Here is a 20,932-nt window from a genome sequence, read left to right as displayed (position 1 = left end):
GGGGGGATAAACATGGAAAAAGTTGTATTGAAAGCACCAGATGGACCGCCAAGCGACGTCGAGCGCATTAAGCAAGAAAGCAACTATTTGCGCGGCACATTGAAAGAAACGATGGAAGACCGAATTACCGCCGGTATTCCAGAAGATGACAACCGGTTAATGAAATTTCATGGCAGCTATTTGCAAGATGACCGCGATTTAAGAGCAGAGCGGCAAAAACAAAAGTTAGAGCCAGCGTATCAATTTATGATTCGCGTCCGTACTCCTGGTGGTGTAGCGACACCAGAACAGTGGCTCGCAATGGACGAATTGGCGCGGACATACGCGAACGGAACGCTGAAGCTCACGACACGGCAAGCATTCCAGTTTCATGGCGTATTAAAATGGAACATGAAAAAAACGCTGCAAGCCATTAACGATGCACTGTTTACGACGTTAGCCGCATGTGGCGACGTCAACCGAAACGTCATGTGCAACCCGAATCCGTACCAGTCAGAAGTACATGCGGAAGTATACGAATGGGCGAAAATGTTAAGCGACCATTTATTGCCGCGCACGAGAGCGTATTACGAAATTTGGTTGGATGAAGAAAAAGTGGCCGGCACTCCGGAAGTGGAGGAAGAACCGATTTACGGCCCGCTTTACTTGCCGAGAAAATTTAAAATCGGTATCGCCGTTCCACCGTCAAACGATGTCGATGTGTTTTCACAAGATCTTGGGTTTATCGCGATTGTCGAACACGGAAAACTCGTTGGTTTTAATGTAGCGATCGGCGGCGGAATGGGAATGACGCACGGCGACCGTACGACGTATCCGCAGCTAGCGAAAGTGATCGGTTTTTGTAAGCCAGAACAAGTGATTGATGTCGCAGAAAAAGTTGTCACGATTCAGCGCGATTACGGCAATCGTTCGGTGCGGAAACATGCCCGCTTTAAATATACGATTGACCGGCTAGGGCTTGAAGCCATCAAGGCAGAATTAGAGCGCCGGCTTGGCTGGGAGTTAGAAGAAGCGCGCCCTTACCATTTCGAACATAACGGCGACCGCTACGGCTGGGTCGAAGGGGTGAACGGAACGTGGCACTTTACGTTGTTTGTTGAAGGCGGCAGGGTGAAAGATACGGATGGTTATCCGTTAATGACAGGGTTAAGAGAAATTGCCAAAGTGCATAAAGGCGATTTCCGTCTAACTGCCAATCAAAACTTAGTCATTGCGAACGTACCAAGCGAGCAAAAAGCCGAAATCGATGCGCTTATTAAACAGTACGGCTTGACAGACGGAAAACGTTATAGCGCGCTCCGCCGCAATTCGCTTGCCTGTGTTGCGTTGCCGACATGCGGATTAGCGATGGCGGAAGCGGAGCGGTATTTGCCAAAACTGCTTGATAAGATCGAAGAAATTGTGGAGGAAAACGGGCTTCGTGACGAAGAAATTACGATTCGTATGACAGGCTGTCCGAACGGCTGTGCCCGACATGTCTTAGCGGAAATCGCGTTTATCGGCAAATCCGTCGGCAAATATAATATGTACCTCGGAGCGGCGTTTGACGGCAGCCGCCTTGGCAAATTGTATCGGGAAAATATCGGAGAAGAAGAAATTTTAGCGGAACTTCGCGTCCTTCTTTCTCGCTATGCGAAAGAACGGCTCGATGGCGAGCATTTTGGCGACTTCGTCATCCGCGCTGGCATCGTGAAAGAAGTAACGGACGGAACGAATTTTCATGAGTAAGAGAGTCGTTGAATGACGACTCTCTTTTTTTGCCATTTATAATTGACTTATGAGTCAAAATTCCATATACTAGAATTGACTAATGAGTCAAAAATGCTTGAGGGGGCGAGGATATGAACGTTGTCGATATTCGCCAGCTAACGAAAATGTACAAAAAAAATCGCGGGATTGAGGACATTACGTTTTCAATTGAAGAAGGCGAAATTTTTGGGTTTATTGGTCCGAACGGTGCAGGGAAAAGCACGACCATTCGCACGCTGTTAAACTTTATTTATCCGACGAGCGGGAGTGCGACGATTTTCGGGAAAGATATCGTGAAAGACGCCAAAGAAATTCGGCAGCACGTCGGCTATTTACCGTCGGAAATTCATTATTACGACGATATGAAAGTTATTGATTTGCTCACGTATTCGGCTCGTTTTTACAAAGCAAACGAACAGCGCATAAAAACGTTAGCGGAGCGGTTAGATTTAGACTTGCATAAAAAAATTGAGGACCTTTCATTTGGAAATCGGAAAAAGGTCGGAATTGTGCAGGCGCTTTTGCACGAACCGAAACTGCTCATTTTAGACGAACCGACGAACGGGCTTGACCCGCTCATGCAAAATACGTTTTTTGAACTTCTTTTCGAGGAACGAAAAAAAGGAGCGACGATCTTTTTCTCTTCTCACATTCTTTCCGAAGTGCAAAAGCTTTGCGACCGCGTCGCGATTATTAAAGAAGGGAAGCTTGTGCAAGTTGAAACGGTCGAACATTTAACGAAAAAGAATTTGAAATATGTAACGGTCGTGTTAGAACAAGGGACGCAGCCAGACGTTCATTTAGACGGTGTCGTGAAAAAAGAAGTAAAAGGGAACGAAATAACGTTGCTTTATAAGGGGGATGTAAAGCAGCTTATTCATCAGCTAGACCGCTTGCCGCTGAAAGACGTCGTCATTAGCGAACCGACGTTAGAAGATATCTTTTTGCATTACTATGAAAAGTGAGGAGGGAAACCGATGATTTTCATGCGCGAATGGAAGCGGAATATGAAATCATTACTTGTTTGGATTGCAGTGCTCGGTGGTCTGGTGTTATTAACATTAAGTGTATTTCCTCAATTTGCCGAGCAGCAAAAAGAAATGACGAAATTGATTGAATCGTTGCCAAAATCGATGGTGAAGGCATTTGGTATGGACCAATTAAATATTGGGGATTTAATGGGGTATTATGGGGTTCGCGTTTATATGATGACGACGCTATTAGGCAGTATTTATGCAGCGATTTTAGGAGCGAACATTGTTGCGAAAGAAGAGAGTGAAAAAACCATTGAATTTTTATTATCGAAACCTTTGACAAGAAGTCGGATTATTACGGAAAAATGGTTGGTTGTCGTGGTCAATATTTTTGCGTTAAATGCAGCGGCGGTTCTTGCTAGCTTCTTTGGGTTTCACATTGCGAAAGGATATGAAGTTTCGATCAAAACATTTGTACTGTTGACTACTGCGACGATTTTATTGCATGTAACGTTTGGGGCGGTGGCATTTTTATTATCGACGATGATGCGAAAAACACGAAATACCTTATCCATTTCGCTTGGACTTGTATTAGTTGCTTATTTTCTCCATGTCATGGCAGGTATTTCCGAAGACTTAGAGTTTCTGAAATATTTCACTCCATTTAAGTACGTGGACGCAGCGCCGATTATTAACAACAAGCAACTAGAGCCGCTATACGTTTTTATTATGGCCGCAGTGATTTTGTTTAGCGTTGTGATGTCATATGTGGTATATAAAAAGAAAGATATTGTTGTTTAGAGGTGTCGCCATTGTATTCATCGTTTGAAAAGCAGCCGGAAGAAAAAAAGAAGCTGATTATTCGCGTCGCCATCGAAGAATTTGTGCAGCACGGATACGACAGAGCGTCAACGGACGTCATTACAAGCCGTGCCGGCATTTCGAAAGGGATTTTATTTCATTACTTTAAAAGCAAAAAAAACTTATATCTTTATGTCGTCACGTACGCGAAAAACTTATTGTCGGAAAAAGTGATGGAAGCGTTGCAACGTATTTCGTCGACCGATTTTTTTGCTCGAGTGAAAGAAATCGCGCTCGCAAAACAGCGAGTGCTTGCTCAATATCCGTACGAAGCGAAGCTTGCTGTCGCGGCAATGTTGACGCCTCCAGCGGCTGTCAAAAAAGAAATGGAAGAACTGTTAAAGCAACATTACGAAACGTACGAAGAAGCGTTTATGCTTGAACATATCTTTTTAAAACAATTAATTCCGACAGAGAAATTGCGCGATGACGTATCGGTCGATACGGTCATTCAAATGACGATGGCAATTGTCGACCACGTGTCGCAAAAATACCAAAAACAATACCAAATGAAACCATTTGACTTCCTCCACCATTCCGACAGTATTTTAAAAGAACTTGACGACTATTTCCGCATTATTCAATATGGGATTTATAAAACGGTAGATGAAAAGGAATGAACGAGTCGGTTCGTTCCTTTTGTTTTCCTACCTTTTTCTAAAAAGTTGTAGTATACTAATGGAAACGGTATACCAAAAGGAGGCGGAAAGATGGCCGAGCGTGTGGTGAAGACAGGGTATTTGCTGGGGGTCTCTCTACTTGTGGCAGCGATTATTTATTTTTTTGCGGCCAACTGGCAAGGGTTTGACCGGTTGACGAAGGTGGCGTTAAGCATCGGGATGATGGGATTGTTTTACGGTGGAGGCGCAATCGTCGCCTATACAGTGAAGCGCCATCGGTTTTTAAGCCACTGGCTGTTTGTGTGCGGGGCGATTGCGTTTGGCATTTCGGTTGCACTTATTGGGCAAATTTACAATTCTCATGCCGACAGTTTCTGGCTTTTTCTCATTTGGCTTATTCCAAGTTTCTTCCTTGCCTTCATCACGCGCTATCCCCCTCTTCGATTGTTGAGCATGTTATTGTTGCAGCTTACGTTTTGGTTTTATTATTTTCCGTCTTCTTACCAAATCGAACGAAGTGAATGGGAATCGTTTGTGCTTCTTCTTTTGTTTGCCGTGAGTAATGCGGCCATTTTGGTTATCAGCCGCTCGACCATGGCGTATGCTGCCTATGTCGCAATGCATAGCTGGCTATTTGTCTTGTTTGTGATCGGAATTACGGAGGAGAAGTTCCGATTTTGGCCGTATGTATATGCGCTTTTATTTCTCGCTCTCTTTTATTTTCTCAAACGGCGGTCGTATGTGCTACTTACAGGCGTTTTTGCCGGCGCGTTTTTCATCACGCAATATTTCCGGTTCGTTGAACAGTATTTTCAAGAATGGGTGTTTTTTTCAGGACTGTTGTTAGCGGCTGCCATTATTTATATGGGAGCACTTTTAGTAAGGCGGACAATGAAGCGTTCTTCTTCGTCTAACACGACTTCTGCTTCGGACGAGAAAGGAAAAGTGTTCATCGCCTTGTTTCAAGCGCTCGTAACCGCTGTCACCTCGTCGCTTGTCGTTTCAAGTGTGATGGGGCTTATCGCCTTATGGACGAACGATTTTTCCCCGTATGTATTGTTTTCGTTAGCGATTGGCGGGTTTGTCGTACCAGCGCTCGTTTGGCGCAACGGAAACAAAGTCGTGCGGTATACGTTATTAGCCGTTGGCTATATGCTTGGGGCGTTTAGCGCTTCTGGCGTTTCCGTTTGGTTTTTAGTGGGCTATAGTGTCGCTTTAGCCGGATTGTTTTTCCGTTCGACAATAGGAGTGCGCATCATGACCGCGGTCGCCCTGTCCGTTTATGGCGCAACCATTGTATCTCACTGGACGGACGATTTTCGCTTCATGCTGCTTGCTGTTTTGCTTTTGAATGGCGTATTGTACACATTTAGTAAAAGTAAGTACGAACGAATCGTTTTCCTTTCACTTAGTTTCGGTGCGTTCGTGTTGATGACTACGGATATCGTCGATCGATGGGACGTATTGTTTCACCTATTGTTTGTCGCAACTCTGTTCGGCTTTCTCTTTTTTCAAAAAGCTCCATATGAACGCGCCGTCGCTTGGGGCTATTGGTGGCTCTTTTTCGTTTGGAAATATTACGAATACGCGTGGGATTTGTTGCATAAATCGCTGACGTTCTCGCTTGCAGGCATTGCATTGCTTATCGTTACCGCGCTTTTCGAAAAACGAAAACAGCTTGTTTTTACGGAAAAAAGTATTTTTCGGAAAAAAGGGCTGCTTATCGTAATCATTGCGTTGCAAGTAGCAGTAATCGGATATATGGCGTTTTCGAAAGAACAGCTCTTAACGCACGGAAAGCTTGTGAAGCTCGAGTTAGTGCCGATCGATCCGCGTTCGTTATTGCAAGGGGACTATGTGCGGCTTGGTTATGAAATTTCAACAGTGAAAAACGTGAACGCCCGCGGGACGATTCAAGTCATTTTGCGAAAAGACGAAGCAGGGGTTTATCGTTTCGTCGATATTTATTCGCTTAACAGGAAGTTGTATCACGCGGATGCCTATCAAACCGGCGATGTATTAATGAACGGCAAACTCAATGGGGATACGGTCATTTACGGAATTGAGTCGTATTTTGTCCCAGAAAAAACAGGAGGAGACGTGCAGCGCCGTGCCCGCTTTGCCTACGTTCGCGTCAGCCGAACCGGTGATGCCATTTTAGAAAAGGTAAGCGATCGGTAACTAGCATAAGCGATGTTGAACGCTCGAACTTTAGAAAAAACCGTCCTCGTAACGGGCGGTTTTTTATTGCGTCAAAGAAGGATTTTACGAGCAAAAAAATTGCAACATTTGCAAAAAGGATTATAATGTAAATATTCCATTCACTTTGTAGGGAGAGGAAAACAATGCAAGTAAATGTCGAACAGGCCGCGCCTATTCGCACGACGGTGTATCCGATTTTAATTGCGATTAGCGTCGGCCATTTGTTAAACGATGCAATGCAAGCCGTCGTCCCTGCGCTTTTTCCGATTTTAGAATCAACGATGAAGCTATCGTATACGCAAATCGGTTGGATTGCTTTTGTGCTTAATATGACATCGTCGGTGTTGCAGCCGGCTGTCGGCTTATTTTCCGACCGTCACCCTTCGCCATACTTTTTGCCGCTCGGCATGGCTGCTAGTTTACTAGGGATGATTGGGTTAGCGTTTGCGCCGCACTTTTTCTTTGTTTTATTAGCCGTTCTTTTTATCGGCTTAGGTTCTGCGGTGTTTCATCCGGAAGGGTCGCGCGTCGTTTATTTTGCGGCAGGGGAAAAGCGAGGGCTTGCTCAGTCGATTTATCAAGTTGGCGGTAATACAGGAAACGCGCTAGCACCGCTGTTTACGGCGCTTATTTTCGTGCCATTTGGGCAAAAAGGAGCGAGCGGCTTTGCACTTGTTGCGCTCGTTGGAATGATGGTGCTATTTTGGGTGTCGAAATGGTATGCAGGAAAATTAGAAGCTACTCGCGCTCAAAAACAAAAAAGCATCGCGACAATGGACAAAGCAGGGCGGAGACGGGTTATTTTTGCGTTAGTGCTCTTAGTTTTTTTAGTCTTTGCCCGCTCATGGTATTATGCTGGAATTTCTAATTATTATCAGTTTTATTTAATCAAATATTACGGCATTTCGATTCGAGAAGCGCAATTATATTTATTTGTGTTTATGATTGCTGGAGCGATTGGCACATTTTTTGGCGGTCCGTTGGCGGACCGATTTGGCAGACGAAATTTAATGATTGCATCGACGCTTGGTACGGCACCGTTTGCACTTATGCTTCCATATCTTCCGCTTTGGCTCGTTTTGCCGATTGTTTTTATCGCTGGGTTTGTTTTATCTTCTAGTTTTGCGACATTTGTTGTGTATGCCCAAGAACTGCTTCCTGGCAATGTCGGCATGGCGTCTGGCTTAATTGTCGGGCTTGCGTTTGGCATGGGAGCGCTTGGGGCGGTAGTACTTGGAAAAATCGCCGACGTCTATACATTAAAAACGCTTATGACAATGTGCAGTTTTCTCCCGCTTCTTGGCGTTTTAACATTTTGGTTGCCGAAAGACGAACGAGTGTAATGAGAAAAGCCGGGTTTCCGGCTTTTTTCGCTTGCCCACGAACTTGTTTATATAGAAAAATGGATGAAACGTGCTGGCGGTATATGATAAAATATGACTTATAATTAGTGAATGCACGTATAGAAATGAGTGACCAGCTTTGATGAAACAAAAACAAGCAACGCTATATTTAGCGCTCGTTTCTCTCGTTGGTGTTGGCGTGTTTTTTATGTTCGACCCGTTTTCACACATGCCGCGCGGGGAGGGATGGGGTAGATTTGTAGTATGCACAGTTACTGTTTTCCTTTTAAATTATTATATCATTCGTCTTCCGCCTAAAGGAAATAGTCTTTCCATGGACTCTTCTGTTTACTTAGCATTAATCTTTGTGTTTGGTGTACGTACTACATTGCTAATTTTGTTGGTAGGTAGTGTTTTGTCAGCTTTCTATCGTTATAAAATGTCTTGGCTAAAGCACACGTTTAATTTTGCAATGTATGTGCTAATGATTTGCGGGGCATATGAAGTGTTTCTTTTTTTCGGTGGAGAGGTCGGTCCGCTTCGCTTACATAGCATGTTTGCTTATTTATTGGCGCTCGTGACTTATTTTTGTGTGAATATAGCAATTATCGGAGGGTATTTTTTAGTTGTTTCATCCGAAAGTCTATTTTCCGTTATTAAAGGGGTTATTAAAGAAGCGCTGTCCAATTATGTCATCACACTAGCTTCTTCGTTTATTTTAGCGATGATGCTCGTTTCGTATCCGCTGTTTGGCTTAGTGTTGTTTACGTTTATCACGGTTTTGTTATCGTTTGTTTTTCAAAAATATTTGTCGCTGTACGAAGAAGTGTCAAAAGATAAAGCGTATATTGAGCAAATCGTCAATTCATTGCCGGTTGGGATTATTACAGTCGATGAAACGAAGCGAGATGTTTCGGTCAACGCTTCTGCCATGCAGCTGTTGCAGCTAGATGAAACGAAAATTAAGGCGCTAGCAATGAGTGCAGAGAAACCGCAAACGAATGTACCGTTTTGGGAGTTGCTTTTTGCAAAAGAAATGTTGCATAACGTAAAAGTGCCTTATCAAGCCGACGATGAGCGGCATACGTTGTTAGTTTCGCAAACAGAATTAACGAACCAATATCGTCAAGTCATTGGACGAATTTTTTATTTTATCGACATTACTGAAAGCGAAGAACTCACGAAACGAATGCACCAAGCGGAAAAATTAGCGTTGCTTGGCGAACTGTCCGCACGTGCGGCGCATGAAATTCGCAATCCGCTTACCGTTATTCGCGGCTTTTTAACATTTATGAAAGAAACGATACCCGAACAGGAAAAGGAAAAATATCAAATTCCGCTCCTTTTAAAAGAGCTCGATCGCATTAACGGAATTATTGAAGAAATGCTGTTAACGGCTAAACCTGGCGTCCCGATGGTAACAGAAGCGTATATGGAAGAAATGGTGCGGGAATTGTTGCCATTATTTCAACAAACGTCGCAGCAATTGCAATGGCACATCCGGTTAGATCGCGTCCCGCTATTAGTGGATCCGAAGCAAATGACACAAGTGTTGTATAATTTGCTGCGCAACAGTATAGAAGCGATGAAAGGAAGCGGCACCATTTCCATCTATTCGCGCGTCCAACAGGACCGGTACGAAATTTACATCGAAGATTCCGGAAGCGGCATTCCGAAAGAAATACAGCCGACGCTTTTTGACCCGTTTATGACGACAAAAGAATCGGGAACAGGACTAGGATTGACGATTGTCAAACGCATTATCGAAAACCACGGCGGAACGATTGAACTATATAAAAGCTCTGAACAAGGAACGACGTTTTTACTGACCCTTCCGATAAAAAACGGCAACCATTGAAGCTTGCCGTTTTTTTATTTACCCAGACATTCGTTCGATTAGTTGCACAGGCAATTGTTCTTTTTGTTCGGAAGAGATGCCTGTTTTGAGGCAATGGTAGATCAGATGAAACGGTTTTTTCATTTATTTTTACCATTTTTTCGTTGACTTCCCAATAGGCCGTTTGGCAAAATTTATGTTCGTTAGACTATTTTATAAATTCTAAAAATTCATTGAAAAACAAACCGATTGGTGCTTTAATAATACATAAAGAAGATAGTAGTTGGTATTGAGAGTATATTTTTTTCTCCAAAATAAGAAACAACGTTTCCTATTACGAAACAAAAGGAGGGGTGTACGTTGCATACGGCACAAGTAGTCGAAGAGTTAAATGCGCTATTTCCGCATATGCATAAGGAGGAACAAGAGGCGCATCCGCTTGGAAATGGCGGCGCTGTAGCATTGTTTCCGCAAACCGAAGACGAAATTAGAAACGTTGTAACCTATGCACGTGAAAAGAAAAAAAAGCTCGCCATTATTGGCGGTGGAACGAAGCGAGGCTTTGGAGGCTTAGTAGAACGCACCGATCTTTTGTTGTCGCTTGCCAATTATCGCGGCATTGTCGAACATGCTGTCGCTGATATGGTAATCACCGTCAAAGCGGGAACGAATTTTCAACAGCTGCAAGACTACTTAGCAGAATACCGGCAAAAAATAGCGTTAGATCCTTTTTTACCGCTATCTGCTACCATTGGTGGGGTCATTGCGGCAAACGATAGTGGTCCAAAGCGGCTTGGGTACGGTGCGGCAAGGGATAGCGTCATTGGCTTGCGCCTCATTTATCCAGATGGAACGGTCATTCGCACCGGTGGCAAAGTTGTCAAAAATGTGGCAGGCTACGATATGAACAAACTGTTTATCGGCTCCATGGGGACGCTCGGCATTTTATCCGAAGTAACCGTTAAACTTCGCCCCCTCCCAAAATATGAAAGCCTTGTCTTACTTGCTTTTCCAACAGGAGATACCGACACGATCCGCTCGTTTGCTGTTCAATTTCTCGACTCGATGATGGAGCCTGTTTGCCTGGAATTGCTCAATCCATCACTGGCAGAACAACTTACTGGAAAGCGCGTGTATACGTTAGTGATCGGCTTCGAAGATGTCAAAAGCGCTGTCCATTACCAAGAAGCGTTTGTTCAACGCATGCAGCCGCCGCATACAACGATGACCATTCTCCCGCCACAAGAGGCGCAAAAATTTTGGCAAACGTTTTATGAAATTTCGCCAAACGGGGCGATGCCACCAACGGACAGAGCAGTCGAAGCAGCAGTGAAAATCGGGGTCGTCAATTTAGACGTCATTTCTGTGCTTCGGGAAAGCGAATTATTGCAAGCATTCAATGTCGACATCCGCGCACACGGAGGGTTAGGGCACGGATTATGTCGAGTGTATATAAAAGGTGCGGCGGAGTCTGTCGTTTCATCAATTGAACAATTGCAAGCCATTGCGAAACAGCGGAAAGGATATGCCGTCGTTACCCATTTGCCGCTTTCTTTCCGTCAAACGATTGACGTTTGGGGCGGAAAACCATCCTACTTCTTTTTGCTTGAAGGAATTAAAGCGAAAATCGATCCACAGCGCATGTTCAACGACCAACGGTTTGTAGGGGGGATTTAGGATGAACAGTACTGGACAAAACCAAGCAAAAACACTAGGAAACTATCGTTGGGGCGATTTACCGGACCCAAATAAATGGGCGGATTGCGTACATTGCGGGATGTGCTTAGAATCGTGTCCGACGTATGAACAGACGGGACAAGAACAACATTCGCCGCGCGGGCGGGTGCACTTGATGAAAGCGGTAGCGGAAGGAAAATTGGAGATTACTGAAGATTTTATTGATCCGATTTTTGCCTGTCTTGATTGCCGCGCATGCACGACCGCTTGCCCTGCGGACGTCGATGTTGGCGGGCTAATCGAAGAAGTGCGCTGGCAAATTCGCCAAGCCATTCCGTTGACCGGCACGAAAGCGTTCATCAGCAAATTGTTCTTGCAAGGAATTTTCCCGCATCCGTCACGCTTGCAAGCGCTAGGAAGGTTACTCAAACTCTACCAAAAAAGCGGACTGCAAAAACTCGTGCGCCAAACAGGACTGCTTCGCTTGTTTCCAGACCATTTGGCGGAAATGGAAGCGGTGTTGCCAGCGGTCGGTGAACCTGTTCGCAAAAAATATAAGCATTCGCTCGTTAAAGCAAAAGGAGAAACGAAACGTACGGTTGCTTTGCTTACTGGTTGCGTTATGGATGTAATGTTTAGTGACATCAACGAAGCAACGATTCGTGTGTTAACTTATAACGGCAACGACGTTGTCATCCCACCGACACAAACGTGCTGCGGGGCGTTACATGTGCATGCGGGAGATAAAGAAACAGGAAAAATGCTTGCGAAACAAAACATTGAGGCGTTTCAAGACGTGGAGCGTGTAGTGGTCAACGCGGCCGGTTGTGGCTGTATGCTAAAAGAATATCCGGAATTATTCCGCGACGATCCAGTCTGGCACGAAAAAGCAACACAATTTTCCGAAAAAGTAGAAGATATCTCTAAATACCTTTACGACACAGGATACGAACGTCCGAAAGCGGAGTTAGCGATGCGCATCACGTACCACGATGCCTGTCACTTAGCACACGGTCAAGGCATTCGCCAAGAGCCGCGCGCTATTTTAGCAAGCATCCCAGGAGTAGAATTAGTAGAAATGCCAAATGCCGACCGCTGTTGTGGCAGCGCTGGTATTTACAACATCACCCATCCAGAAATGGCACAAGCCGTGTTACAAAGTAAAATGGAAAACATCCCGAACGAAGTAGAAATCATTTCGATGGGAAACCCAGGCTGTATGTTGCAAATGGCGATCGGGGTATTAAAACATGGCCGAAACGAAAAAATCGTGCACACCGTTCAACTACTAGACTGGGCGTATCAAAAAGAAAATGGAAAGGAATGGCGAACATGAGAAAAAAGGCGCTTTACACGAATGACCCGCACATTCAGGCGCTCGCTCAGATCGTTGGCGAAGAGGCGATTTTATATAGAAAAGAAGATTTAATTGCTTACGATTGCGACGGATTTACCGTGCATCGTCATTTGCCAAAAGCGGTCGTGTTTCCGAAACATACGGCAGAAGTAGCAGCGGTCGTAAAATATTGCCACGAACACGACCTTCCATTTCTTGCCCGTGGTGCTGGCACAGGGCTGAGTGGGGGAGCGATTCCGCTAAACGGAGAAGTCGTCATTAGTTTAGTGCGGATGAAACGCTTAATTAGCGTCGATTTAGAAAACCGCCGTGCGGTCGTGGAGCCAGGGTTTGTCAATTTAAAACTCACGAACTCGGTTGCTAATCGCGGCTATTATTACGCGCCTGACCCTTCAAGTCAATATTGTTGCACGATCGGTGGAAACGTGGCGGAAAATGCAGGAGGAGCCCATTGCTTAAAGTACGGAGTGACGACAAACCATATTTTAGGACTAGAAGTTGTCCTTCCGAACGGAGAAATGATTGAAATTGGCGAAAATGGCATCCTTGACCCACCGGGGTATGATTTGCTTGGGTTATTGACGGGCTCTGAAGGAACGTTAGGAATCGTGACAAAAATTACGGTGCGCATTTTGAAAAGCCCCGAGGCAAAACAAACGGTGCTTGCCTATTTTGACCGTGTTAACGATGCAAGCCAAACCGTTTCCGACATCATTTCTGCAGGAATCGTTCCCGCTGCTTTAGAAATGATGGACCAAACCGCGATTGAAGCGGTCGAAGCGGCAGCGTTTCCTGTCGGCCATCCGAACGATATTGAAGCATTGCTATTGATAGAAGTAGACGGTATTTCGGCAGGGATTGACGAACAGATTGAGGAGATTTTGCACATTTGCCGTACGCGAAACGTCCGGGAAGTGAAAGTGGCACAAGACGAGCAAGAGCGAGCGAAATGGTGGGCGAACCGAAAGACTGGATTTGGAGCGATGGGAGCGATTTCTCCAGACTATTTAGTGCAAGACGGGGTCATTCCGCGCAGCAAACTGCCGGAAGTATTGCAGCAAATCCAACAAATTAGCGAAAAATACGGTTTACGAATCGCAAATATTTTCCACGCTGGAGACGGAAATTTACATCCGCTCGTATTGTTTGATTCAGAAAAACCGGGGGAAACAGAAAAAGCGCTCGCAGCGGGAAGCGAATGCTTGCAGGCGTGTGCGGCAGTTGGCGGTTCGATTACTGGAGAACACGGGGTCGGCATCGAGAAAAAAGAAGAAATGCGCTTTATTTTCACAGACGAAGAAATAACCGCCCAGACGAATATTCGCGACGTGTTTAACCGAAAAAACTTGTTGAACGCTGGAAAGCTATTCCCGACACCAGGGCGCTGTGTGGAAGTAAAAAGGGCATAGAATCGTCAGAAAATAATTGAAATGGCTCCCGTCACATGATATGATTTTGGTAAATAATTAAGAAACATTGTTTCGTAATAGCAAACAAAAGGAAGGGGAAAAGGGATGTCTACGTACGTAAAAGTAGGAAATCTTCAAGTCGCTGAGCTATTTTATGAGTTTATGAACAAAGAAGTAATCCCAAATAGCGGGGTCGACCGCGAGAAATTTTGGGCAGATTTAGAAGCATTAGTGAAAGAATTAACGCCAAAAAATAAAGCGTTGCTTGCGCGGCGCGACGAACTACAAGAAAAGCTAAATGATTGGCATCGGACGCATCGCGGTAACGTGAACCTTGAAGAATATAAAGCGTTTTTAACCGACATCGGCTATTTAGAGCCAGAAGTGGACGATTTCACCATCACGACGGAAAATGTCGATGACGAAATTGCCGTCCAGGCTGGTCCGCAGCTTGTCGTGCCAGTAACGAACGCCCGCTATGCCCTTAATGCAGCGAACGCCCGCTGGGGAAGCCTATATGATGCGCTTTATGGAACGGACGCTATTAGCGAAGAAGACGGAGCGGAACGCGGCAATGCGTATAATCCAATCCGCGGAGCAAAAGTCATCGCGTACGCGCGCGAGTTTTTAGATGAAGCGGTGCCGCTAAACGGCTATTCTCATAAAGATGCAGTGAAATATGCGGTCATTGATGGAAAATTGGTCGTGACTGTTCGAGATGGCAAGCCGACCACGTTGCAAGACGAAACAAAATTTGTCGGTTATCAAGGAAGCGCAGAAGAGCCATCGGCAATTTTATTAAAAAATAACGGGCTTCACATCGAAATCCAAATCGACCGTACGCACCCAATCGGGAAAACAGACGAGGCAGGTATTAAAGACATTTATTTAGAAGCGGCGCTTACGACGATTATGGATTGCGAAGATTCGGTCGCTGCGGTGGATGCGGAAGATAAAGTGCTTGTATATCGTAACTTGCTCGGCTTAGTCAAAGGAGACTTAACCGCAACGTTTGTAAAAGGAAACAAAACATTAACGCGCGGATTAAATCCAGACCGTACGTACAAATCGCCAACGGGAGAAGACGTAACGCTCCCAGGCCGTTCGCTTATGTTCGTCCGCAACGTCGGTCATTTAATGACAAACAATACGATTTTGGATGAAAACGGCGAAGAAGTATATGAAGGAATACTCGATGCGGTCGTAACAAGCTTAATTATGAAACATTCGTTGCTTGGCAACGGTCGTTATCCAAATTCGCGCAAAGGCTCGATTTATATCGTCAAACCGAAAATGCACGGTTCAGAAGAGGTTGCGTTTGCCAACGAGCTATTTGACCGCGTCGAAGATATGATTGGCTTGCAACGGAATACGATTAAAATCGGGGTAATGGACGAAGAGCGGCGCACGACGCTTAACTTGAAAAACTGTATCTACCAAGTAAAAGATCGAATCGTATTCATTAACACCGGCTTCCTCGATCGGACGGGCGACGAAATTCATACATCGATGGAAGCAGGCCCGATGATTCGGAAAAATGAGATGAAGTTTTCGACATGGCTACAAGGCTATGAAAAATCGAATGTCACGACAGGGCTTTCTACTGGTTTCCAAGGTCGCGCGCAAATCGGAAAAGGAATGTGGGCAATGCCAGACTTGATGGCAGAGATGCTCAAACAAAAGGGGGGGCAATTAAAAGCAGGCGCCAATACCGCATGGGTTCCTTCGCCAACTGCCGCAACGTTGCATGCGCTTCACTATCACCAAATCGACGTTGCAAGCGTGCAAGCAGAGTTGCGAAAAGAGAAAAAAGACTACCGCGACGATATTTTGCAAATTCCGGTTGCTACTAACCCACAATGGACACCGGAAGAAATCCAACAAGAGCTTGATAATAACGCGCAAGGCATTCTCGGCTATGTCGTTCGTTGGATTGACCAAGGCATTGGCTGCTCGAAAGTTCCGGATATTAACAATATCGGCTTAATGGAAGACCGAGCAACGTTACGTATCTCTAGCCAGCATATCGCCAATTGGCTACATCACGGCATTTGCACAAAAGAGCAAGTGCTAGAAACATTGAAGCGAATGGCAAAAGTCGTAGACGAACAAAACGCTGGCGACCCAGCGTATCGTCCGATGGCGCCAGATTATGACAACTCGGTCGCGTTCCAAGCGGCATGCGATCTAGTCTTTAAAGGATATGAACAACCAAACGGCTACACCGAACCAATTTTGCATCGTCGCCGCCTCGAAGCAAAAGCAAAATTCGCTGCGGTGAAATAATGACACGTAAAATGGGCATTCTATAAACGGAATGCCCATTTTGCGAACAAACAAAACGGTTTCTTTCCTAACACTTGATATGTCAGAATATTCAGATATAATAAAAGAAAAAAGAGGAGGTGTAAACCCTAGTTACATATCGTTAGCAGTAACTAGGTCAGGCTATGCAAAACCTTCGGGAACAATCGTTAGCGCTTCATCACCAAGCGAAAGGAAAATTGAGCATTCATGTCAAAGTACCGCTCGAAAACGCAAGAGATTTAAGTTTAGCTTATTCCCCGGGGGTAGCAGAGCCGTGCAAAGCGATTTGCGAACATCCGGAGAGCATTTACCACTATACGATGAAAGGGAATTTTGTCGCCGTTGTGTCGGACGGGTCGGCGGTATTAGGATTAGGAAATATCGGCGCGGAAGCATCGCTGCCAGTGATGGAAGGAAAAGCTGCGCTATTTAAAGCATTTGCAGGGATTGATGCTGTGCCGCTTTGCGTCAATACGAGCGACCCTGAACAAATCGTTCAAATCGTCAAAGCGCTCGAGCCGACGTTCGGCGGGATTAATTTAGAAGATATTGCAGCACCGAATTGTTTTATTATTGAAGAAAAATTAAAAAAGGAAATGAACATTCCCGTATTTCATGACGACCAGCACGGCACGGCAATTGTCACCGCTGCAGGGCTTTTGAATGCGCTAAAAGTGGTGGACAAACGGCTAGAAGATTGCCGCATCGTTGTGAACGGCGCAGGAGCAGCGGGCATTGCGGTAACGAAACTGCTTCATTATATGGGGGCTGGCGACATTGTTATGTGCGACTCGAAAGGTGCGATTTTTAAAGGGCGACCGCACGGAATGAACGCCATGAAAGAAGCGGTGGCAGAAATAACGAACAAAAGCGGGATGCAAGGGACGCTGCATGAGGTGATGAAAGACGCGGATGTCTTTATCGGCGTGTCAGTTGCGCATGCAGTGACGCCAGAAATGGTGCGGTCGATGAAAGAAGGGGCGATTGTATTTGCGATGGCTAATCCGACTCCGGAAATTATGCCAGAGGCAGCGAAGGCGGCTGGCGCTGCGGTGGTTGGAACCGGACGATCTGATTTCCCAAACCAAGTCAATAACGTGCTTGCGTTTCCAGGCATTTTTAAAGGGGCGTTAAAGGTACGAGCGACAGAAATTAACGAACAAATGAAATTGGCAGCGGTATATGCCATTGCAAATTTAATTGCCCCAGACGAATTGACGAGCGAATATGTCATCCCACATCCGCTCGACCGGCGTGTGGTCGAAGCTGTCGCAGACGCGGTAGCACGCGCGGCGATGGAAACGGGCGTTGCGCGAGTAGCGAAAGCGTTGTAGGGAAATGGAAGGAAACTAAGTTAGCACAACTTTTCACTTTTTACCGTTCTTGGCATGTCTCAATGTTTTTTTTTGAACAACAAATGTTTGGCGGGCAAGTTGTCTTTGCCCGCTGACGTTCTTTGAAGGGGATGAACTAGGGAAACAGTCGAATGCCCGGTAAGTAATGTGCTATAATAAAGGGCATGATGCGGTGCAGCGTGGGCCTGAATGCCTCGTGTTGACCAGACCAAGGCTTGAAAACTTGTGTTATCTCTTCACCGATTGATACGCATACAGAAAGGAGGAAGCGAAACTTGCGTAAAGCGCAATTTCTCTCCTTGTTTAAAAGTCCCTTGCGCAAGTTTCGTGAACGTACTTGGAAAAAGAGAATATGGTAAAATCGGTAAGCCGAGCGTTGCGAATCATAGACATTGTCAGCTCCAAAAAAGATGGGCTAGGAGTTACCGAGATTGCTAAGCAAATGGATATTAATAAAAGTTCGGTATATCGCATTTTATCGACGCTTGTGCAGCACGGCTATATAGAACAAGACGAGGAAACAGAGCGGTATAAACTAGGCTATAAATTTCTTGAAATGAGCTCGAAATTGCTTGACTCAATTGATTTACGCTCCGAAGCAAAGCCGTATTTGCGAGAGTTAGAAAAAGCGACGAACGAAGTCGTTCACCTTGTCGTCTATGACCAAGGGGAAGTGATTTATATTGAAAAACTTGAAGGAACGGAAACGTTGCGCATGCATTCAAAAGTTGGCAAGCGGGCACCGATGCACTGTACAGCGGTTGGCAAAGCGATTCTTGCCCATTTGCCGATGCACGTTGTCCTGGATATTTTAGAGCGAAAAGGACTGCCCAAACATACTGAACACACGATCACGGACAAAGAAACATTTTTACAACAACTGGCTGTTGTGCGACAAAATGGCTATGCGCTTGATTTAGAAGAAAATGAATACGGGATTCGCTGCATCGCCGTCCCGATTTTCGACCATTCCGGACACGTCATCGCGGCAGTAAGCGTCTCTGGCCCAACCATCCGCATGACAGACGAGCGGCTCGAACAGCTTCACGCCCACGTGCGCTATATCGGCCAACAACTTTCTGCGAGGCTTGGGTATAAAGAAAAATAGGACATCCTAACACGGTGTCCTTTTTCTGCGCTTGCTTTGTTTCTTTTTTTCCATTTTAATAGAGTTAGAAAACGTGAAAGCAGGGGAAACTATGAAACTCATTTTTATCGTCAATCCGGCTGCGAAAAATGGGCGGGCGCGAAAAGTATGGCGTAAACTAGAGAAGTTGCTTCAAAGCAGCAATATTCCGCATGACGTATTGTTTACGGCAAAAGCGGGGGATGGCGTGAAGCTTGCGCGGCAAGTGGTGGCTCGGGAGAGTGGTCGTGTCATGATTGTGGCGGTAGGAGGGGATGGCACGATTCATGAAATCATCAATGGCATTGAATCGAGCGATAATGTCGTCATCGGCTACATTCCTGCCGGGACAGGAAACGATTTCGCACGCGGGACAAATATTTCTCGCCATGCGGAAAAAGCGCTGCACCACCTTTTATCTCATCCAAAAGTTTCCCGTTATGACATCGGCACATATGGCGGCTCGCAAATAAGCGAAGGACAGTTTGTCAACAACATCGGCTGCGGGTTTGATGCGCACATCGCGCAAAAAGTAAACGCTTCCAAATGGAAACCGTTTTTCAACCGACTTTTTCTCGGGAAGTTTGTCTACGTGTTTTATTTGGTAAAAGAGTTGTTTTTCTACCAACCGACGCGCATTCGTTTACAAGTAGACGGGAAAAGTCACACGTTTGAACGCGCGTGGTTTGCCACGATTGCGAACCACCCTTACTACGGTGGAGGGATGAAAATAGCCCCGTTTGCTAAAGCGGACGATGGGGCGCTAGACGTTGTTGTCGTACATAACGTTTCGCGCTTGAAAATATTGCTATTATTTGTGACCGTATTTTGGGGTGGACACCGGAAAATGAAAGAAGTGACAATGGTTGTTGGAAAAAAGATTCATATTGATGCCGACGACGTACTGCCGCTACATGCGGACGGAGAAAGCATCGGGGCAGGGAACATTACCGTTTCGGCAGGAAAAACGATACATATAATTGCGAATGGGTCTATAAATACAACCGACGAATGAAAACGATCGCAGGATTTTTGCCTATTGTTAAAGAATAATAGAAAAAACTAGAAAGGAGAATGAGTGATGAACGAATTCCGCGCATTGGTTGTCAATAAAACAGAAACCGATTTTACGGTAAATGTGCAGACACTCTCGCTCGACGACCTTCCAGAGGGCGATGTCGTTATTCAAGTTGCCTACTCAAGCGTCAACTATAAAGACGGCCTTGCGAGCATTCCGAACGGGAAAATTGTTAAAACGTACCCGTTTGTGCCTGGAATTGATCTTGCGGGCGTCGTTGTTTCTTCGAAAGACCCGCGCTTTCGCGAAGGCGACGAAGTCATTGCGACAAGCTATGAAATCGGTGTATCTCATTTTGGGGGATATAGCGAATATGCGCGCATTCCAGGAGAATGGATCGTCCCGTTGCCGAAAGGGCTGACGTTAAAAGAAGCGATGGCGTTAGGGACAGCAGGACTCACCGCCGCTTTATCGATTCATCGTTTAGAAGAAAACGGCTTGTCTCCGGAAAAAGGAAGTGTGCTCGTGACTGGGGCAACTGGCGGCGTTGGTAGTTTAGCGGTCGCGATGTTAGCGAAGCGCGGGTATCACGTTGTAGCAAGCACAGGGAAAGAAACGGAACACGATTATTTGCGAACGATTGGCGCGCAAGAAATTCTTTCGCGAAACGACGTTTGCCTCGACCAAATTCGTCCGCTTGACAAGCAACTTTGGGCGGGGGCTGTTGACCCGGTCGGCGGGCGAACGCTTGCGACCGTATTAAGCCGCATTCAATACGGTGGTTCGGTCGCGGTAAGCGGATTGACGGGAGGAACCGATGTGCCGACGACGGTATTTCCGTTTATTTTGCGCGGCGTCAATTTGCTCGGCATCGACTCGGTCTATTGCCCGATGGAGTTGCGCCGCACGATTTGGGAGCGTATGGCGAACGATTTGAAGCCAGCGCAGCTTGCGTTCATCACGCAAGAAATTACACTTGATGAACTACCAGAAGCGCTTTCCCGCATTTTAAAAGGGCAGCTACGCGGTCGCACCGTTGTAAAAATAGTGTAAAAAAGAGAGCCGTGGCTCTCTTTTTCTGTGAACAAACAGTGATT

15 protein-coding genes are annotated in these 20,932 nt (G+C 45.7%); all 15 read left to right on the top strand.

Going from position 1 to position 20,932, the window contains the following annotated elements; genetic code table 11:
• Positions 1-12 precede the first annotated feature (12 nt).
• Positions 13-1,728, top strand: a complete 1,716-nt coding sequence (gene cysI, locus GGR02_RS01090; RefSeq protein WP_183182908.1) for an assimilatory sulfite reductase (NADPH) hemoprotein subunit — start codon at positions 13-15, stop codon at positions 1,726-1,728.
• Positions 1,729-1,841: 113 nt separating this feature from the next.
• A complete protein-coding gene (locus GGR02_RS01085) occupies positions 1,842-2,714 on the top strand; it encodes an ABC transporter ATP-binding protein (protein ID WP_183182907.1) in 873 nt (290 codons plus the stop codon).
• Positions 2,715-2,726: 12 nt separating this feature from the next.
• A complete protein-coding gene (locus GGR02_RS01080) occupies positions 2,727-3,524 on the top strand; it encodes an ABC transporter permease subunit (protein ID WP_183182906.1) in 798 nt (265 codons plus the stop codon).
• 2 nt (positions 3,525-3,526) lie between these two features.
• A complete protein-coding gene (locus tag GGR02_RS01075) occupies positions 3,527-4,204 on the top strand; it encodes a TetR/AcrR family transcriptional regulator (protein WP_229706045.1) in 678 nt (225 codons plus the stop codon).
• A 90-nt stretch (positions 4,205-4,294) separates the two neighbouring features.
• Complete coding sequence (locus tag GGR02_RS01070; RefSeq protein ID WP_183182904.1) at positions 4,295-6,385, top strand: GDYXXLXY domain-containing protein; 2,091 nt, start codon at positions 4,295-4,297, stop codon at positions 6,383-6,385.
• Positions 6,386-6,549: 164 nt separating this feature from the next.
• Positions 6,550-7,749 carry an MFS transporter gene (locus tag GGR02_RS01065; protein ID WP_183182903.1) on the top strand — a complete coding sequence of 400 codons (1,200 nt, stop codon included), beginning with the start codon at positions 6,550-6,552 and terminating at the stop codon, positions 7,747-7,749.
• 142 nt (positions 7,750-7,891) lie between these two features.
• Positions 7,892-9,607 carry a two-component system sensor histidine kinase NtrB gene (locus GGR02_RS01060; RefSeq protein WP_183182902.1) on the top strand — a complete coding sequence of 572 codons (1,716 nt, stop codon included), beginning with the start codon at positions 7,892-7,894 and terminating at the stop codon, positions 9,605-9,607.
• A gap of 387 nt (positions 9,608-9,994) precedes the next feature.
• Complete coding sequence (locus tag GGR02_RS01055) at positions 9,995-11,263, top strand: FAD-binding oxidoreductase (RefSeq protein ID WP_183182942.1); 1,269 nt, start codon at positions 9,995-9,997, stop codon at positions 11,261-11,263.
• 1 nt (position 11,264) lies between these two features.
• On the top strand, positions 11,265-12,599 hold the full coding sequence (locus GGR02_RS01050; protein WP_183182901.1) for a (Fe-S)-binding protein: 1,335 nt from the start codon (positions 11,265-11,267) through the stop codon (positions 12,597-12,599).
• On the top strand, positions 12,596-14,029 hold the full coding sequence (locus GGR02_RS01045) for an FAD-linked oxidase C-terminal domain-containing protein (protein ID WP_183182900.1): 1,434 nt from the start codon (positions 12,596-12,598) through the stop codon (positions 14,027-14,029). Before GGR02_RS01050 ends, GGR02_RS01045 begins: the two co-directional genes overlap by 4 nt.
• Positions 14,030-14,134: 105 nt before the next feature.
• Positions 14,135-16,315 (top strand): malate synthase G, encoded by a 2,181-nt coding sequence (locus tag GGR02_RS01040; protein ID WP_183182899.1) that lies wholly within the window; start codon positions 14,135-14,137, stop codon positions 16,313-16,315.
• Between the two features lie 164 nt (positions 16,316-16,479).
• Positions 16,480-17,670 (top strand): NAD(P)-dependent malic enzyme, encoded by a 1,191-nt coding sequence (locus GGR02_RS01035; RefSeq protein ID WP_183182898.1) that lies wholly within the window; start codon positions 16,480-16,482, stop codon positions 17,668-17,670.
• 358 nt (positions 17,671-18,028) lie between these two features.
• Positions 18,029-18,799, top strand: coding sequence for an IclR family transcriptional regulator (locus GGR02_RS01030; RefSeq protein WP_183182897.1), 771 nt, complete (start codon positions 18,029-18,031; stop codon positions 18,797-18,799).
• Positions 18,800-18,890: 91 nt separating this feature from the next.
• Positions 18,891-19,832: a diacylglycerol/lipid kinase family protein gene (locus GGR02_RS01025; RefSeq protein WP_183182896.1), complete on the top strand. Its 942-nt coding sequence runs from the start codon at positions 18,891-18,893 to the stop codon at positions 19,830-19,832.
• A 66-nt stretch (positions 19,833-19,898) separates the two neighbouring features.
• On the top strand, positions 19,899-20,888 hold the full coding sequence (locus GGR02_RS01020) for an NADPH:quinone oxidoreductase family protein (RefSeq protein ID WP_183182895.1): 990 nt from the start codon (positions 19,899-19,901) through the stop codon (positions 20,886-20,888).
• The last annotated feature ends 44 nt before the right edge of the window (positions 20,889-20,932 follow it).

It is taken from the genome of Anoxybacteroides voinovskiense, from assembly GCF_014196205.1.
Classification (GTDB): Bacteria; Bacillota; Bacilli; order Bacillales; family Anoxybacillaceae; genus Anoxybacteroides; species Anoxybacteroides voinovskiense.
This window is presented reverse-complemented; position numbering and strand designations above follow the sequence as displayed.

Coding starts and splice junctions, on each gene's coding strand:
- GGR02_RS01080 (WP_183182906.1), top strand. CDS start 2,727: ATGATTTTCATGCGCGAATGGAAGCGGAATATGAAATCATTACTTGTT.
- GGR02_RS01045 (WP_183182900.1), top strand. CDS start 12,596: ATGAGAAAAAAGGCGCTTTACACGAATGACCCGCACATTCAGGCGCTC.
- cysI (WP_183182908.1), top strand. CDS start 13: ATGGAAAAAGTTGTATTGAAAGCACCAGATGGACCGCCAAGCGACGTC.
- GGR02_RS01055 (WP_183182942.1), top strand. CDS start 9,995: ATGCATAAGGAGGAACAAGAGGCGCATCCGCTTGGAAATGGCGGCGCT.
- GGR02_RS01065 (WP_183182903.1), top strand. CDS start 6,550: ATGCAAGTAAATGTCGAACAGGCCGCGCCTATTCGCACGACGGTGTAT.
- GGR02_RS01035 (WP_183182898.1), top strand. CDS start 16,480: ATGCAAAACCTTCGGGAACAATCGTTAGCGCTTCATCACCAAGCGAAA.
- GGR02_RS01025 (WP_183182896.1), top strand. CDS start 18,891: ATGAAACTCATTTTTATCGTCAATCCGGCTGCGAAAAATGGGCGGGCG.
- GGR02_RS01060 (WP_183182902.1), top strand. CDS start 7,892: ATGAAACAAAAACAAGCAACGCTATATTTAGCGCTCGTTTCTCTCGTT.
- GGR02_RS01050 (WP_183182901.1), top strand. CDS start 11,265: ATGAACAGTACTGGACAAAACCAAGCAAAAACACTAGGAAACTATCGT.
- GGR02_RS01070 (WP_183182904.1), top strand. CDS start 4,295: ATGGCCGAGCGTGTGGTGAAGACAGGGTATTTGCTGGGGGTCTCTCTA.
- GGR02_RS01085 (WP_183182907.1), top strand. CDS start 1,842: ATGAACGTTGTCGATATTCGCCAGCTAACGAAAATGTACAAAAAAAAT.
- GGR02_RS01020 (WP_183182895.1), top strand. CDS start 19,899: ATGAACGAATTCCGCGCATTGGTTGTCAATAAAACAGAAACCGATTTT.
- GGR02_RS01040 (WP_183182899.1), top strand. CDS start 14,135: ATGTCTACGTACGTAAAAGTAGGAAATCTTCAAGTCGCTGAGCTATTT.